At 65.7% G+C, this 14,145-nt stretch carries 13 protein-coding genes; 6 read left to right on the plus strand and 7 right to left on the minus strand.

Translation table 11 applies throughout. The features are described from left to right. Positions 1–36: 36 nt before the first annotated feature. The 3 genes from ASD04_RS05760 to ASD04_RS05770 form a co-directional block, all read right to left on the minus strand. Positions 37–825 (minus strand): hypothetical protein, encoded by a 789-nt coding sequence (locus tag ASD04_RS05760; protein ID WP_056253886.1) that lies wholly within the window; start codon positions 823–825, stop codon positions 37–39. A 192-nt stretch (positions 826–1,017) separates the two neighbouring features. Beyond that, positions 1,018–1,935: a methylenetetrahydrofolate reductase [NAD(P)H] gene (gene metF / locus ASD04_RS05765; RefSeq protein WP_056253888.1), complete on the minus strand. Its 918-nt coding sequence runs from the start codon at positions 1,933–1,935 to the stop codon at positions 1,018–1,020. A gap of 12 nt (positions 1,936–1,947) precedes the next feature. Beyond that, positions 1,948–2,898: a metalloregulator ArsR/SmtB family transcription factor gene (locus ASD04_RS05770; protein ID WP_056253891.1), complete on the minus strand. Its 951-nt coding sequence runs from the start codon at positions 2,896–2,898 to the stop codon at positions 1,948–1,950. Positions 2,899–3,053: 155 nt separating this feature from the next. Here ASD04_RS05770 and ASD04_RS05775 point away from each other — a divergent pair, with 155 nt between their 5' ends. Further along, a complete protein-coding gene (locus ASD04_RS05775; protein WP_056255435.1) occupies positions 3,054–3,311 on the plus strand; it encodes a type II toxin-antitoxin system VapB family antitoxin in 258 nt (85 codons plus the stop codon). Next, on the plus strand, positions 3,311–3,715 hold the full coding sequence (locus tag ASD04_RS05780; RefSeq protein ID WP_056253894.1) for a type II toxin-antitoxin system VapC family toxin: 405 nt from the start codon (positions 3,311–3,313) through the stop codon (positions 3,713–3,715). The genes ASD04_RS05775 and ASD04_RS05780 overlap by 1 nt, the downstream gene beginning before the upstream one ends. Here the strand turns inward: ASD04_RS05780 and ASD04_RS05785 are convergent. After that, entirely contained in the window at positions 3,712–4,842 is a 1,131-nt protein-coding gene (locus ASD04_RS05785) for a DUF2336 domain-containing protein (RefSeq protein WP_056253896.1), read from the minus strand. The two genes, ASD04_RS05780 and ASD04_RS05785, sit on opposite strands and share 4 nt — an antisense overlap. Before the next feature lie 272 nt (positions 4,843–5,114). Further along, positions 5,115–7,301, minus strand: a complete 2,187-nt coding sequence (katG, locus tag ASD04_RS05790) for a catalase/peroxidase HPI (protein ID WP_056253898.1) — start codon at positions 7,299–7,301, stop codon at positions 5,115–5,117. Positions 7,302–7,396: 95 nt separating this feature from the next. Here katG and ASD04_RS05795 point away from each other — a divergent pair, with 95 nt between their 5' ends. From ASD04_RS05795 to ASD04_RS05805, 3 genes are read left to right on the plus strand one after another with little or no spacing between them, the layout of a single operon-like run. Then, positions 7,397–8,299, plus strand: a complete 903-nt coding sequence (locus ASD04_RS05795) for a hydrogen peroxide-inducible genes activator (RefSeq protein ID WP_056253901.1) — start codon at positions 7,397–7,399, stop codon at positions 8,297–8,299. Positions 8,300–8,340: 41 nt separating this feature from the next. Next, the gene (locus ASD04_RS05800; RefSeq protein ID WP_056253904.1) at positions 8,341–9,966 is read left to right on the plus strand and encodes a tetratricopeptide repeat protein; all 1,626 of its coding nucleotides are present in this window, start codon (positions 8,341–8,343) and stop codon (positions 9,964–9,966) included. Further along, a complete protein-coding gene (locus ASD04_RS05805; RefSeq protein WP_056253906.1) occupies positions 9,963–11,486 on the plus strand; it encodes a tetratricopeptide repeat protein in 1,524 nt (507 codons plus the stop codon). Before ASD04_RS05800 ends, ASD04_RS05805 begins: the two co-directional genes overlap by 4 nt. Before the next feature lie 66 nt (positions 11,487–11,552). Here the strand turns inward: ASD04_RS05805 and rarD are convergent, their stop codons facing one another. Then, the gene (rarD, locus tag ASD04_RS05810) at positions 11,553–12,503 is read right to left on the minus strand and encodes an EamA family transporter RarD (protein WP_056253909.1); all 951 of its coding nucleotides are present in this window, start codon (positions 12,501–12,503) and stop codon (positions 11,553–11,555) included. Between the two features lie 197 nt (positions 12,504–12,700). Here rarD and ASD04_RS05815 point away from each other — a divergent pair, with 197 nt between their 5' ends. Then, positions 12,701–13,150: a host attachment protein gene (locus tag ASD04_RS05815; RefSeq protein WP_056253912.1), complete on the plus strand. Its 450-nt coding sequence runs from the start codon at positions 12,701–12,703 to the stop codon at positions 13,148–13,150. 139 nt (positions 13,151–13,289) lie between these two features. On the opposite strand, the gene ASD04_RS05820 is transcribed toward ASD04_RS05815, so the two are convergent. Further along, positions 13,290–14,135, minus strand: a complete 846-nt coding sequence (locus ASD04_RS05820; RefSeq protein ID WP_056253914.1) for an alpha/beta hydrolase — start codon at positions 14,133–14,135, stop codon at positions 13,290–13,292. Between the last annotated feature and the right edge of the window lie 10 nt (positions 14,136–14,145).

Consider the following 14,145-nt stretch of genomic DNA (forward strand, 5'->3'; position numbering starts at 1 on the left):
CATCGCGCCAGGCGACATGGCTGAATTTGGTCATGCCTAGTCGGCGAAGAGGAAGAACGGCGCCTCTTCCCGCGCGATGACGCGGGCGCGCGAGCGGTTCGGGCCTTCGTCGAGGAAGAAGCCGTTCGCATCATAGGTGGGCTCGACATAGGCATTGCCGGCCTGGCGCTGGGCCAGGAAATCGGACAGCGGGCCGGTTTCCCAATCGTCAAGGTCGGCGGCGGTGACATCGGCCGGCGGACGTATCGCGCCTGCGGGCAACGCCGGCGTCAGTCCCGGCGGGATCACCACTGGATCACGCACCAGTGCCACGGCAATCGGCTGCGGCCGCATCGATAGCGGCATCGGCACCGGGGCAACCTTGTGCGGGGGAATGGCGGCGACCTCGACCGGATCGATCCGCTCGGCTGGCGTGGTGACGATCGGCGTCCGCTCTGGCGGGGTCGCCGCGACCTGGCTCGGCGCGGCCGGCGCATCGGCGCCGGTGATATAGCTGGGCATCGCCCGGCCCGATTGCAGGAAGGCATCGACGGCATCGGCCGTCTGCGCGGCCGGCGTCACGGCAGGCTTGGCGACGGGAGCGACGGGCTTGGCCGGGGCGGCCACGGCAACCTCGATCGCGGGCCTGGCAACCGGCGCGGCAGGGCGCTGGCTCAGCGGCGCCGGCACGGGCGCCACGGGCTCGATGACAGCCACCTGCGCCGGGGCTGGCGCGGCCGGATTGCCCATGAACTGTGCCGACAGCAGGTCAGCCGCCGGAATGCCGACGACGAGAATGACACCGGCCCAGGCCAGGCCATTGGTGATACGACGGTCGATGCTCATGGTTCTACGTCCCGATTTGCTCCGCCCTCAGCAGGCGAAAGAGCCGGATTTTCGTGGCCATTTTGTGAAAGGGCGCACGGTTCCAGCAATGAAACCCGCAAGCTGAACCGAAGCTGAATGACGCACTTTCAGCCCCCAGCCGCGCGGGCCGAGAGCCAATGGCACCAGATCATGGTGAACGCAAGGTTAAAATCAGGCGGCGTTAACAGCCTCTGCCTCGTGCCGCCGCCCCAATATCCGTCCCAGCGCCAGCGCCAGCGGCGAGCGGTTGTGGGTGTAGATGTGGAATTCGGTGACGCCTTCGTCCACCAGTTCGGTCACCTGCTCGGCCGCCACCGCCGCAGCCACCAGGGCATGGGTTTCGGGGTCTTCGTCGAGCCCGTCGAAGCGCTCGGACAGCCAGGCCGGGATTGCCGTACCGCAGCGCGCCGCGAAGCTGGCAATCTGCTTGAAGCTGTGGATCGGCTGGATGCCCGGCACGATCGGCGCCGTGATGCCGGCGGCGCGGGCGCGTTCGAGATAGCGCAGGTAATCAGGGTTGGAAAAGAACATCTGGGTGATGGCCCGGTCGGCCCCGGCATCGAGCTTGCGCTTGAGATTGTCGATCTCGCTGTGCCAGTCCGGGCTTTGCGGATGCTTTTCGGGATAGGCCGCGACCGAGATGTCGAAATCGCCGATGCGGCGCAGCCCGCCCACCAGGTCGGCCGCGTTCTGGTAGCCTTGCGGATGCGGCACGAAGGGCTGGTCGACGCCTCCAGGCGGATCGCCGCGCAGAGCCACGATGCGGTTGATGCCGGCCTCCTGATAGCCGCGCACCACTTCATCGACCTCGTCGCGCGTCGCCCCGACACAGGTCAGGTGCGCCGCGGCATCGACGCCGGTCTCGGCCTTGATGCGCCGCACCATGCGCAGGGTACGCTCGCGGGTAGAACCACCCGCGCCATAGGTCACCGAGACGAAGCGCGGCTTGAGCGGGGCCAGCTTGTGCACCGTGTCCCAGAATTTTTCCTCCATGACGTCGGTCTTGGGCGGGAAGAATTCGAAAGAAATTTGCAGCTCCGGCCGCTGATGGGCGGTCTGGCGGCTGGCGCGGAGATTGTCGTCGAGCATTGGTCTATCCGTTCAAGTCTTGTCGCTGAGGCGCCACAGGCAGACCGTCAGCCCACGTTCATTGCTCTCGCCGGGAAATTCGTGCACCGCCTCGACCGCGAGGCCGGCAGTCGCGGCCCAGCCGCTCATCTGCAGTTGCGACAGGCCGAGCCGGCGATGGGCATGCTCGCTGCGCAGGAATTCGAGATCGTGCGGGGCGAAATCGACGATGATCATTTCGCCACCGGGTTTCAGCAGGCGTCTCGCCTGCGCCAGCATGCGCCCCGGATCGTCGAAATAATGCAGCACCTGGTGGATGACGATGACATCGGCCGGGCCGGCGGCGAGATCGACATCGCCGATATCGCCCAGCCGTACCTGCGCATGGGTGATGCCTGCTGTCGCCAGCCGCGAGCGGGCCACCGCCAGCATCTCGCGGCTCGAATCGATACCGATGCCGCGCTTGTAGGAGTTGGCCAGCACTTCGAGCATGCGCCCCGTGCCGGTGCCCAGGTCGATCAAGGTCTCCACATGCCGGCCACCCAGCGCCGCAACAACGGCGGCTTCCACGGCCTCTTCGGGCACATGCAGCGTCTTGAGCAGATCCCAGCTGCTGGCCACCTTGGCGAAATATTCGGTGGCGCGCGCCTGCTGGTTCGCCCGCACCGCCTGCTGCCGCTCGACGTCCCGCCGGCGCTCGGCATCACGATCATCGACCCGCGCGATCAGCCACTCGGCCAGGGCCGCGCCATCGCCGTCCTGCGCCAGCCCATAATAGGCCCAGGCACCCTCGGCATTGCGCTCGATGAGCCCGGCATCGGCCAGGAGCTTGAGGTGCCGCGACACCCGCGGCTGGCTCTGCTTGAGGATTTCGGTCAAATCCTTGACCGAATGATCGCCATCGGCCAACAGCGCCAGGAGGCGCAGCCTTGTGCCCTCCCCCGCCGCCTTGAGCACACTTACCAGTTCGTCCAGCTCGGCCATCCGTCCCTCACGAGATATAAAGATATCTTTATATCAACGTAGCGGAGAGGTCCAGACAAATGTTGGCTGCATGATCGTACGGCAGACTCCGTCAGCACTACCGATGTAGAAAATTGCATCTACATAGGATAGTCTACATGAACAAGGAGGGCGTCATGGCTCTGAACATCACCAACCGCAAGGCCGATGAACTGACCCGCAGGTTTGCTCAGATGGAAGGCGTCAACATATCCGACGCCGTGACCATCGCGATGGAAGAAGCCATTGCGCGTCGGCGGACGAATGAAACGATGCGCGACAAGGTGCGCCGCGTTCTCAAGAAGCATGGAATCGAGCCCAGTCCTACGGCGAGTGAGCCGCTTCCTCGGGAAATCTATGATGAGATGTGGGGAGACGTAAGAGATGAACACTGATGTTCGTTGACGCATCCGCTCTTGTCGCCGCATTTTCGGCGGAGGCGGAAGAGGGCCGCATAGAAGCCGTATTGAACAATGCCACAGCCGCGTTTACCTCGCCGCTGGCAGTGCTCGAAGCCGCCCTCGCGCTGGCGCGGGCCGAAAAATGGAATGCGCCGGTTGACGAGGTAACGGCTTCGGTGCTGACCCTTCTCGAAGACAGCGGGGTCGCCGTTCGGGAAGCGGACGATCCCGTTGCCATAGCCTTGCTGGCCGGCGAGGCAGCCAGGCGCTTCCGTGCCGGTCGCCGTCGTCTCAACCTGGCCGACTGCATGCACTATGCCTTCGCCAGGCACTATGACGTGCCAATCCTCGCCACGGCAGACGAATTCAAACAGACCGACCTGAGGGTCGTCCCCTAAGCGCTCATCGCAGCACGTTCTTCGCTGACCGCACGTTTGCGAAAGGAGTGGGCGCGCCAGAGTTCGAAGATACCGATGGCTTCTTCCTTGTCGATGGCTTCGAAGCGGCTCACCACCATGGCCTTGTCGGCCTCGCTCGGCAGGTCGCGCCAGGGCAGCGTGGCCACGGTGGCCTCGAACAGGTCCGGCGACATGCCGGCAGCCTTGAGCGCCACGGTGATCGCCACATAATCCTGGCTGGCCAGCCATTTGACGAAGACTTCCGGCGCCACATGCAGGATGACTGTGAGCGCGGCGGCCGCGTGATGGCCATAGCCGAAGCGGGCAAACCGGGTCAGCGCCCGGTCGTCGAGCTGCTTGCGGTCGCTCAGCGCCTTGACCTGGTTATAGGCCACCTTCCATTCGGTGGCGGAGAACCCGGCGCGGTTGCGCAGGCGGTTATAGACCACGGCATTGACCTTGCCGGCCGCCACCGGATCGATGCCCCGATCCACCTGGCCAAGCGTCTCCAGCACCTTTGACGCCACCGAGTCGATTTCGCCACGCAGGCTCTTCCAGTCGATCTCCGGGCGATTGCGCAGGTCGGCGGCCATTTCGGCGTCGCGCGTCGCGCGCTCCACCAGCTTTTCCAGGGTCGCCTTGTCGAATTCGGCATTGGAATTGCGCACCAGGCGCACCACCGACGAGCGGTCGCCATGCTCGACAATGGCCTCGCCCACCCGCTCCGGCACGCTGGCGCGACCGGCAATGGCGATGCGGTGCTCCTCGCTCTGGCGGCCGATAATGTCGATCAGGTCGTCGTCGGACAGCACGTTGGAAAATTCGAGCAGCGGCTTGGCCACCTCGATGTCGTCATTGGCGAGCTTGACGACCACGGTGCCCGGCGCACGGGCGAGCGGCGCCAGGAGCTTGGCCACATGGGCCCGCGCCTCGACCTCCACCAGTTCGGCCAACTGGCACAGAACTTCGTCATATTGGGCAACCTGATCGTCGTCGCACCGATCCGACACGTAGCTGAAAAGCTGCGCCATGTTGCGGAACAGCTGCTCGCGTTCGGAATGATTGTCGTCCCCATTCAGGACACGGAAACTGGAAAACGCCCGCTGGCCTTCATCAAGCTCGTTCATTCGCCTGCTCTCCCGGCTTCTGCCGCAAATCTGGAGCCTGACGATGCGCAGGCACCTTCTTGCAGGCCCTGAAGGCCGGCACGGGGATTTGATTCAAATTTTAGCGACCGCCTTTGACGGTAGCTGCAAAGGGCCGCCAGCTTACGCGATGTCATCCCGGCGAAGGCCGGGATCCATCCTGAGGTTTATCCACGTTCCGAGGAAGCTGAACTGTCTCAGGATGGATTCCGGCCTTCGCCGGAATCACATCGTGATTGAACCAGCCTCTGCCGCTATAGCTGCAGGTCGAACCGGTCGGCATTCATCACCTTGACCCAGGCCGCAACGAAATCCCGCGTGAATTTCGGCAGCGAGTCGGACTGGCCATAGACCTCGGCAATGGCCCGCATCTGCGAATGCGAACCGAAAATCAGGTCGACGCGCGTACCGGTCCAGCGCAGCGCGCCGGACTTGCGGTCGCGGCCCTCATATACGCCCTCCTCGCCGGCCTTGGGCTGCCACTGCGTGGCCATGTCGAGCAGGTTGAGGAAGAAGTCATTGCTCAGCACTTCGGGGCGGTCGGTAAAGACGCCATGATTGCCGGCGCCCGCCTTGAGCACCCGCAACCCGCCCAGCAGCACCGTCATCTCGGGCCCGGTGAGCCGCAGCAGTTGCGCGCGGTCGATCAGCGCCTCCTCGGGCTCCATGAAGCGGCGGTTGCTGGTGTAGTTGCGGAAGCCATCCATGCGCGGCTCAAGCGCCGCGAAGGACGCCACATCGGTCTGCTCCTGGGAGGCATCCATGCGACCGGGGGTGAACGGCACGTCGACAGCCTGGCCCGCCGCCCTGGCGGCCAGCTCGATGCCGACGCCGCCGGCCAGCACGATCAGGTCGGCCAGCGATACCCTTTTGCCGCCCGCCTGGAACGCAGCCTGGATGGCTTCGAGCCTGGCCAGCACCCTGGCAAGCTGGTCGGGCTGGTTGACCGCCCAATCCTTCTGCGGTGCAAGGCGGATGCGCGCACCATTGGCGCCGCCCCTCTTGTCCGAGCCGCGGAAGCTCGATGCCGAAGCCCAGGCGGTCGATACCAGCTCGGACACCGTCAGGCCGGAAGCCGCGATGCTGGCTTTCAACCCGGCAATATCGGCCTCAGTGACCAGCGCATGATCGACCGGCGGGATCACATCCTGCCAGATCAGGTCTTCTGCGGGCACTTCGGGACCGAGATAGCGGACCTTCGGCCCCATGTCGCGATGGGTCAGCTTGAACCAGGCGCGCGCAAAGGCATCGGCGAACTGATCGGGATGGTCGAGGAACCGGCGCGAAATAGGTCCATAGATCGGATCGAACCGCAGCGACAGGTCCGTCGTCAGCATGGTGGGGCGATGCTTCCTGCCCGCGACGAAGGCGTCGGGGATCACCGCATCGTTGGTCTTGGCCACCCACTGCTTGGCCCCGGCCGGGCTGGCCGAAAGCTCCCACTCGTAGCCGAACAGGTTCTCGAAGAAGAAATTGCTCCAGCGCGTCGGCGTCTGCGTCCAGGTCACCTCGAGCCCCGAGGTGATGGCATCCTTGCCGACGCCGGTGCCGAACTTGCTCTTCCAGCCCAGGCCCTGGTCTTCGAGGTCGGCGCCTTCCGGCTCGGCGGCGATCAGCGAGGGATCGCCAGCGCCATGCGTCTTGCCTAAAGTGTGGCCGCCCGCGATCAGCGCCACCGTCTCCTCGTCATCCATCGCCATGCGGCGGAACGTTTCGCGGATGTCGCGCGCTGCCGCCACCGGGTCCGGATTGCCGTTCGGACCCTCCGGGTTGACATAGATCAGCCCCATCTGCACCGCGCCAAGCGGCTCGGACAGCTGGCGTTCGCCGCTATAGCGCTCGTCGCCCAGCCAGGTGCCCTCCGGCCCCCAGAACAGCTCCTCCGGCTCCCACACGTCGGCGCGCCCACCGGCAAAGCCGAAGGTTTTGAACCCCATGGATTCCAGCGCCACGTTGCCGGTCAGAATCATCAGGTCGGCCCAGGAAATCTTGTTGCCGTATTTCTGCTTGATCGGCCAGATCAGCCGCCGCGCCTTGTCGAGGCTGGCATTGTCCGGCCACGAATTGAGCGGCGCGAAGCGCTGCTGCCCCTGCCCGGCCCCGCCGCGGCCATCTGTGATGCGATAGGTGCCGGCGCTGTGCCAGGCCATGCGGACGAAGAGGCCGCCATAATGGCCGAAATCGGCCGGCCACCAATCCTGCGAATCGGTCATCAGCGCATGCAGGTCCCGCTTCACCGCCGCCAGGTCCAGCGTCTTGAACGCCTCGGCATAGTCGAAATCAGCGCCGAGCGGGTCCGACAGGCCCGAATTGCGATGCAGCATCTGCAGGTCGAGCTGCTTGGGCCACCAGTCGCGATTGCCGCGCCTTTTGCCGCCATGATCGACCGGGCACTGGCCGCCGGCCGTCTCTGCCTGGCTGTGAGGATTGGGATCGGTCATGGGATGCTCCTGTCTTGCTGCTGGCGCCGTTATAGGAAGGTGACAACCATTAGGCCAATCGATAATACTGCCTTCGTCGATAAGCAAAACCTATCATGACCCTTTCGCTCAAGCAGATGCGCTATGCCGTCGCCGTGGCTGAAACCGGCCATTTCGGCCGCGCTGCCAAGGCCTGCAATATCAGCCAGCCGGCCCTCAGCCAGCAGGTGCAGGCCATCGAGGAAAGCTGCGGCACGCTCCTGTTTGACCGGCTGAGCAGTGGCGCGCGGCCAACGCCCTTCGGCGCCGAATTCATCGCCCGCGCCCGCCAGGTGCTGGAAAGCGCCGACGCGTTGGCCGCCTTCGCCCAGGGCCATGCCGGCCAGCCCGACCGGCCGGTCCGTTTCGGGCTGATCCCGACGGTCGCGCCCTATCTCCTGCCCGAGATTTTCCCGGCGCTGACCGCCAGCCTGCCCGGCCTCGACTTCACCATCAGCGAGAATCGCACGGACGCGCTGATATCAGGTCTGGCGGATGGCAGCCTCGACGTGGCGCTGATCGGCACCGAAGCGCCCGCCGGCGGCCCCAGGCTGGTCAGCCGGCCGCTCTTCGACGACCCCTTCATGCTGGCCACCAGCAGCATCGAGCCCACCGTCGCGCCGGTATCGCTGGCTAGCCTCGCCCCCGAGCGCATCCTGCTGCTGGACGAGGGCCATTGCTTCCGCGACCAGACCATCGCCGCCTGCCGGCTCGACAGCGATCTATCTGCCCGCACCTTTGCCGCCACCTCGCTCTCGACCATTGTCGAATTCGTCGCCAACGGCCAGGGCGTGACGCTGCTGCCGGCCATCGCCCTGCGCAAGGAAGCCGCGGCCAATCCGCGCATCGCCATCCACGACCTGGTGTCACCCGGCGCCGGCCGTCGCCTCTCGCTGGTCTGGCGCGAGGCCACGCCGTTCGGCAACACCTTCGAGCAGATCGCCGAGGTGATCCGGGGCACGCGCCCCTATCCAGCGTAAAAATTCCCCACTAAAATTGCCCTGTTGGGGAGTTCACACAGATGGCGCGTGCGCCTGCCAAACCTGCGGCCAGAACCGCTGCGCCGCGCAAGCGTGCGCCAAAAACGGCCGCGCCAACGCCACCGCCCAAACCGCGTCTTTCCCTGCCCTCCATCGAAAGCGGCTCGACCCGGCTGCGCAAGGTCATCCTCAACCTCGCCTTCGTGCTGGCCATCCTGATCTTCATCCCGATCCTGTTCAGCCAGTTCCTGCGCAACCCGGTGCTGATCGAACCCATTGCCGTGCCCGAAGCGCTGGTGATCCGCGGCCTAACGCCCGAAGTCGTGGCCAGCCGCCTGTGGGACGGGCTGCGTGACGCCAATGCGCTGGCGCGCACCTCCAAGGAAAGCGTCGCCGCCATTCCCAATAGCCAGCGCGTGCAATTCGCCGTGCCCGAAGTCGGCCTCTCGATGGATTCCATCGTCCGCCAGACCCGCCAGTTCTTCAACCTGCACCAGACGCGCATTGCCGGCGAATTCGTCTGCGCCGACGCCGCCTGCGCCCCCGAAGGCATGCTGCTGCGCCTGCGCGTGCTGCGTGGCGGCAGCGACGTCATCGACCTGCCCGCCGTGGGCCAGCAGGATTTGCGCCGCTACTTTACCGGCGCGGCCATCCAGATCTTGTCGATCCTGGACCCCTTCGTCGCCGTCTCGGCCATTGCCGAAACCGAGCCGGTGCGCGCCACCGCCCTGGCCCGCCGGCTGATCCGCCAGCACCATCCCGATGCCAAATGGGCGCATAACCTCATCGGCAACCTGCGCTCCACCGCTGGCGACTATCGCCCCGCCCTTGCCGAATACCGCGCCGCGCTGGCGCTCGATCCGCAATTCACCATCGCCCAGGCCAATGCCGCCCGCGCCCTGCGGCAGCTGGGCGACCCGGTCGCCGCCCGCGCCGAGTATGATGCCATCCTGGCCCGCGATCCGGACTCGCCCGAAGTGCAGGAGGGCTATGCCGAGCTTGCCATCGGCGCCGGTAATATCGACCAAGCCATCACCTACCTGCAGCACGCCGCCGAAATCGAGCCGACCAGCCCGCACTATTTCGCCCGCATCGGCGAGGTCGAGATGGCTCGCGGCAATATGGACGTGGCCAGGGAATGGTTCACCCGGTCGCTGGCTGTCGATCCGGCCTATCCACTGGCGCTGACGCCCATGTTCACCCTCAAGCTGACCGGCATGGATTTCGCCGGTGGCGAGCAGCTGCTGCGCCGGGCGGCCGCCTTCGAGCCCGGCAGCGCCGAGGTGCAGGCCCTGCATGGCGCGGCCCTGAGCTTCCTCGACAAGCCGGACGAAGCGCTGGCCGCCTATGATCGCGCCCTGGCCATCACGCCCGATGATACCGAACTGCTCTACCAGTCCGCCAATATGCTGCAGAATCTTGGCCGCCAGGCCGAGGCCGTCGAGCGGCTCAACCGGGCCATCACCCTCGACCCCTATAATCCTGCCCCGATCTTCTCGCGCGCCACCTCGCTCGCCGTCACCGGCCACAATGCCGAGGCCCGCGCCGATTTCCTGCGCGTACTCGAACTCGATACGTCAGGCACCCAATACGGCTCCATGGCCGAGAATTTCATCGGCATTCTCGATGGCCTCGACGCCGCCGCGGCCGGGGAGACGGCTGAATGACCGGGACCCCGCCCCGCCCGCTGAGTCTCATCGGCATCGAGGCCATGTCCTCGACCCTGCGCACCATGTTCATCAATGTCGGCTTTTTCGTCGCCATGCTGCTGCTGATCCCGGCACTGACCAGCCAGTTCTCGGCCAATGCCGTGGTCATCGAGCCCATTGCCGTACCCGAGGCGCTGGCAGCGCGCGGCTTCACCCCCGAAGTCGCCGCCAACCGCCTGTGGGACGGGCTGCAGGATTTCGCCCGCACCGCCAGCGTGGCTCGCACCACCATCGTCGCCATTCCCAACAGCCAGCGGGTCGAATTCTCCCTGCCCGATACCGGCATATCCGTCGACTCGGTCGCCAAGCAGGTGCGGCAGTTCTTCGGCAGTTATGAAACCCACATTGCCGGGGAAATCATCTGCGAAACGGCCGATTGCGCGTCCACCGGCCTGCGCCTGCGCCTGCGGGTCATTCGTGGCACCACCGAAATCGTCGACCTGCCCCCGATCGGCGCCGAGTCCGAACCGGACTATTTCCGCGACGCCGCGGCGGGTGTGTTCGACGTGCTCGATCCCTTCGTCGCCATCGCCGCCCGCGCCATCACCGACCCGGAAGGCGCCGCCACCCGCGCCCGGCGCCTCGCCATCGGCAATCACCCCGACGCCAAATGGGCGCATAACCTGCTCGGCGACATCGCCCGCAATGCCGGCGACACTGACACCGCCATCGCCGACTATCGCGCCGCTTTGGCGCTCGACGCCGGTTTCAACATCGCCCGCATCAACCTGGCCCGCGTCCTGGCCGCCGGCGGCGACCTGCCCGGCGCCGACGCAGCCCTGGCCGAAGCCCAGGCGCTGGAGCCACAGGCCGTGAGCCTGCCCACGGCGCGGGCCGATATCGAACTGGCGCGCGGCGACAAGGAAGCGGCCATCGCTGCCTTCCTCACCGCCGCCGAACGCGACCCGGTCAACCCGGCGCCGCTGGCGCGGGCCGGTGAACTCGAGCTGCAGCTTGGCCACACCAAGGCGGCCGTCACCCATCTCGAAGAGGCGCTCGATCTCGACCCCGGCCATGCCGATGCCCTGCGCCTGCTTGGCGGCGCCTATCGCGCCGATGGCGACCTGGCAGCGGCCGAACGGCTGTTCAAGGATTGGGCCGACTACGTGCCCAACAGCGTGGAAGCCCATCTGACGCTGGCCGAGCTGCTGCTGGAGCGTGGCGATCGCGAGGATGCCGTCGAGCATTACGATCGGCTGGTCGCGCTCGATCCGGCCAATCCCGCCTACGCGCTGGCGCGCGCCCAGGCGCTGCTCGATCTGGGCCGCTATGCCCAGGCCATCGATGGCCTGACGCCCCTTGCCGATGCCGAACCAGCCGAGCCGATGGCAATATTGCTGTTGGCCAAAATCCAGCAGGCCGCCGGCCGCAATGAGCGCGCCGCCGAGCGCTATCGGCAATTCCTCGAGATCGCGCCGGACTCACCCGACCGCGAGGCGGTCGAAGCCGCGCTGGCAAGCCTGGCTTCCACGGACTAACCCGCTGCGTCATCCCCGCGAAAGCGGGGATCTCGCTTTGCGATGCACCACCAACAGGGATTCGTCCTAAGCCGCCACCCGCGCCCGGCGCCGGAAACTGTCATAGCTGAACACCATCAGCGACACCCAGATCAGCGCGAAACTCAGCAGTCGCAGCCCGTTGAGATGCTCGCCGAACAGGAAGATCGCCACCAGGAACTGGATCGACGGCGCAATATACTGGAACATGCCGATCGTGGTCAGCCGCAGCCGGCGCACCGCAAAGGCAAACAGCAGCAGCGGAATGGCCGTCGCCGGCCCGCTCAGCACCATCAGCGTCATGAGGTAGGGATCGGCGTGAACGCCCGGGCCCGTGGTGATGAAGGTATAGAGGATGAAGCCCAGAGCCACCGGCGTCAGCATGGCCGTTTCGGCAAACAGGCCCGTCGCCGGCCCCAGATGCGCGGTCTTGCGGAAATAGCCGTAAAAGCCGAAGGACAGCGCCAGCCCCAGCGCGATGAACGGAACGCTGCCCAGCCCCACCGCCTGGATGCCGATGGCCACGACGGCGATCAGGATGGAAATGGTCTGCAGCCGGTTCTGCCGCTCGCCCAGCAGGATCATTCCCATCAGCACATTGACCAGCGGATTGATGAAATAGCCGAAGCTGGCTTCCAGCACCTGCCCGGTTTCCACCGCCCACACGTAAAGCAGCCAGTTTCCCGCCAGCAAGACGGCAGAAAGCAGCGTGCCAAACGCACGCTTTCTGTCGGCAAACAGCGCGCGGACCTCGCCGAAGCCGCCCGAAAACGCCAGGATTGCCGCCAGCAGCACCAGCGACCACACGGTGCGCTCGGCCACGATCAGCACCGAGCCGGCCGCCTCGACCGCACGGAACAGCAGCGGCAGGAAACCCCACAGCGTATAGGCGGCCAAAGCCGCCAGCACGCCGTTGCGGCCATCGCTCGCAGCAGGCTGGGATGGAGCGGACACCTCGGCCGGCGCAATGGCCTCCGGCGCGGATTCTGGAAGGGACATAGAAAAACTCCGCATCCCGAACGGGATGCCTGAAAGCCCCCTGATACCAGTCCCGCTCAGCTCCGGCCAATCAGACTTTGTGATCCCGCCACCTTGCAAAGCTGATGGGTGCCGCCAACCTTTTGTCCACTAGGGCGTTGATTCAGCGGCGCCGCTTCGGCGCTCCCACCCACGACCAGACCAGCAGGAGCTCATTCATGAAAAAGACCGTCACCTGGGTTTTGATCGCCGACGGCGCACAGGCGCGTGTCCTCGAAAACACCGGTCCGGGCAAGGGGCTCAAGCAGGTGGAAGGTCTCGATTGGGCCATCGAGCCATTGCAGGCGCAGGAGATCGTGACCGACCGTCCGGGCAGCAGGGGCGGTGGCGGCAGCTTCAGCCGCGGCGGCATGGAGCCCCGCACCGACCCGGTGGAACACCGCGAGGCCGAATTCGTGCGTTCGGTTGCGGCCACGCTGGACCGCAAGCATCAGCAGGGCGCCTTCCAGCGCCTCGTGATCGCCGCCGCCCCCACCGCCTTGGGCGACATCCGCCAGGCCATTTCCCCCGCGGTGAAGAAAACGGTAGTCGCCGAGTTGAACAAGGACCTCACCAACACGCCCACACCCCAGCTCGACCAGCACCTGGACGGCATAATCGCGACCTGACAGCGAATTTCCTTTGAAATTCAATGTATTAACGACAAAAGCCGATTCAGCCTGCCAGCAGGTTGAATCGGCCTCTCAATGTCTTGAATCGATCGTTTAGCGCATTGAACCGGGATACGAAGCGAGCGAGAAGCGCGCGCTAATGCGCTGACTCGTCGTCGCTTTCCTCCCCGTCATCTCCCTCGATCGCGTCGAGGAATTCCAGCAGCATGGAATTGACCAGTTCCGGCCGCTCGATGCTGGGAATATGCGCCACCCCCTCCAGCACCGCGGCAAAGGCATTGGGCATTTCTTCTGACAGATGCTCGTGCCGGTCGATCAGCGCGGTAAAATCCTCATCGCCCACCAGCAGCAGTGTCGGTGCGCGGACCTCGCCGACGCGCGGCCAGGCGGCTGGCGGACGCTCCTCCTGCGTCAGGTCAGGCTTGCCCAGCGCGATGGCGTTCATATCGAAAAACAACTCGCGCACCGCGCCACCGACCCGCCCGCTTTTCGCCCGCGGCCCATCGAGCCATTCGTGCGCCTGCACCCGGTTGAGCATGTCACGGTCGCCACGCTCCCACGCATCTTCCTCGGCCGCCTCGATCATCTGCTCGACCTGTGTCGCGCTCCACGGCGCCCCGGTGACCGAGGTGCCGATCAGCACCAGCCCGATAACCCGCCCCGGATGGCGCAGCGCAAAATCCAGCGCCAACCCGCCGCCCATCGAGCAGCCGACAAACACCGCGGCATGGATATCGAGCGAAGCCAGCACGGCCTCCAGGTCATCGACGTGGTTGAAGGTTTCGTCCGGACTTTCCGTCTCGCCATAGCCACGCCGATCATAGGCGATGGCCTGCCAGCCTTCCTCGGCCACGACAGCCATCTGGCTCTGCCACATGCGCTTGTCGCAGACCCCGGCATGCAGGAACACCACGGGCAGGCCCTCGCCCACCTGCCATCCGGCCAGCGCGGCCCGGCCGACGGTCACCGAAAACGCAGTCATCGCATCCACT

It is taken from the genome of Devosia sp. Root436, assembly GCF_001426345.1.
Classification (GTDB): Bacteria; Pseudomonadota; Alphaproteobacteria; order Rhizobiales; family Devosiaceae; genus Devosia.

Excerpts from the sequence above, each read along its gene's own strand:
- ASD04_RS05760 (WP_056253886.1), bottom strand. The coding sequence starts at position 825 with ATGAGCATCGACCGTCGTATCACCAATGGCCTGGCCTGGGCCGGTGTC.
- metF (WP_056253888.1), bottom strand. The coding sequence starts at position 1,935 with ATGCTCGACGACAATCTCCGCGCCAGCCGCCAGACCGCCCATCAGCGG.
- ASD04_RS05770 (WP_056253891.1), bottom strand. The coding sequence starts at position 2,898 with ATGGCCGAGCTGGACGAACTGGTAAGTGTGCTCAAGGCGGCGGGGGAG.
- ASD04_RS05775 (WP_056255435.1), top strand. The coding sequence starts at position 3,054 with ATGGCTCTGAACATCACCAACCGCAAGGCCGATGAACTGACCCGCAGG.
- ASD04_RS05780 (WP_056253894.1), top strand. The coding sequence starts at position 3,311 with ATGTTCGTTGACGCATCCGCTCTTGTCGCCGCATTTTCGGCGGAGGCG.
- ASD04_RS05785 (WP_056253896.1), bottom strand. The coding sequence starts at position 4,842 with ATGAACGAGCTTGATGAAGGCCAGCGGGCGTTTTCCAGTTTCCGTGTC.
- katG (WP_056253898.1), bottom strand. The coding sequence starts at position 7,301 with ATGACCGATCCCAATCCTCACAGCCAGGCAGAGACGGCCGGCGGCCAG.
- ASD04_RS05795 (WP_056253901.1), top strand. The coding sequence starts at position 7,397 with ATGACCCTTTCGCTCAAGCAGATGCGCTATGCCGTCGCCGTGGCTGAA.
- ASD04_RS05800 (WP_056253904.1), top strand. The coding sequence starts at position 8,341 with ATGGCGCGTGCGCCTGCCAAACCTGCGGCCAGAACCGCTGCGCCGCGC.
- ASD04_RS05805 (WP_056253906.1), top strand. The coding sequence starts at position 9,963 with ATGACCGGGACCCCGCCCCGCCCGCTGAGTCTCATCGGCATCGAGGCC.
- rarD (WP_056253909.1), bottom strand. The coding sequence starts at position 12,503 with ATGTCCCTTCCAGAATCCGCGCCGGAGGCCATTGCGCCGGCCGAGGTG.
- ASD04_RS05815 (WP_056253912.1), top strand. The coding sequence starts at position 12,701 with ATGAAAAAGACCGTCACCTGGGTTTTGATCGCCGACGGCGCACAGGCG.
- ASD04_RS05820 (WP_056253914.1), bottom strand. The coding sequence starts at position 14,135 with ATGACTGCGTTTTCGGTGACCGTCGGCCGGGCCGCGCTGGCCGGATGG.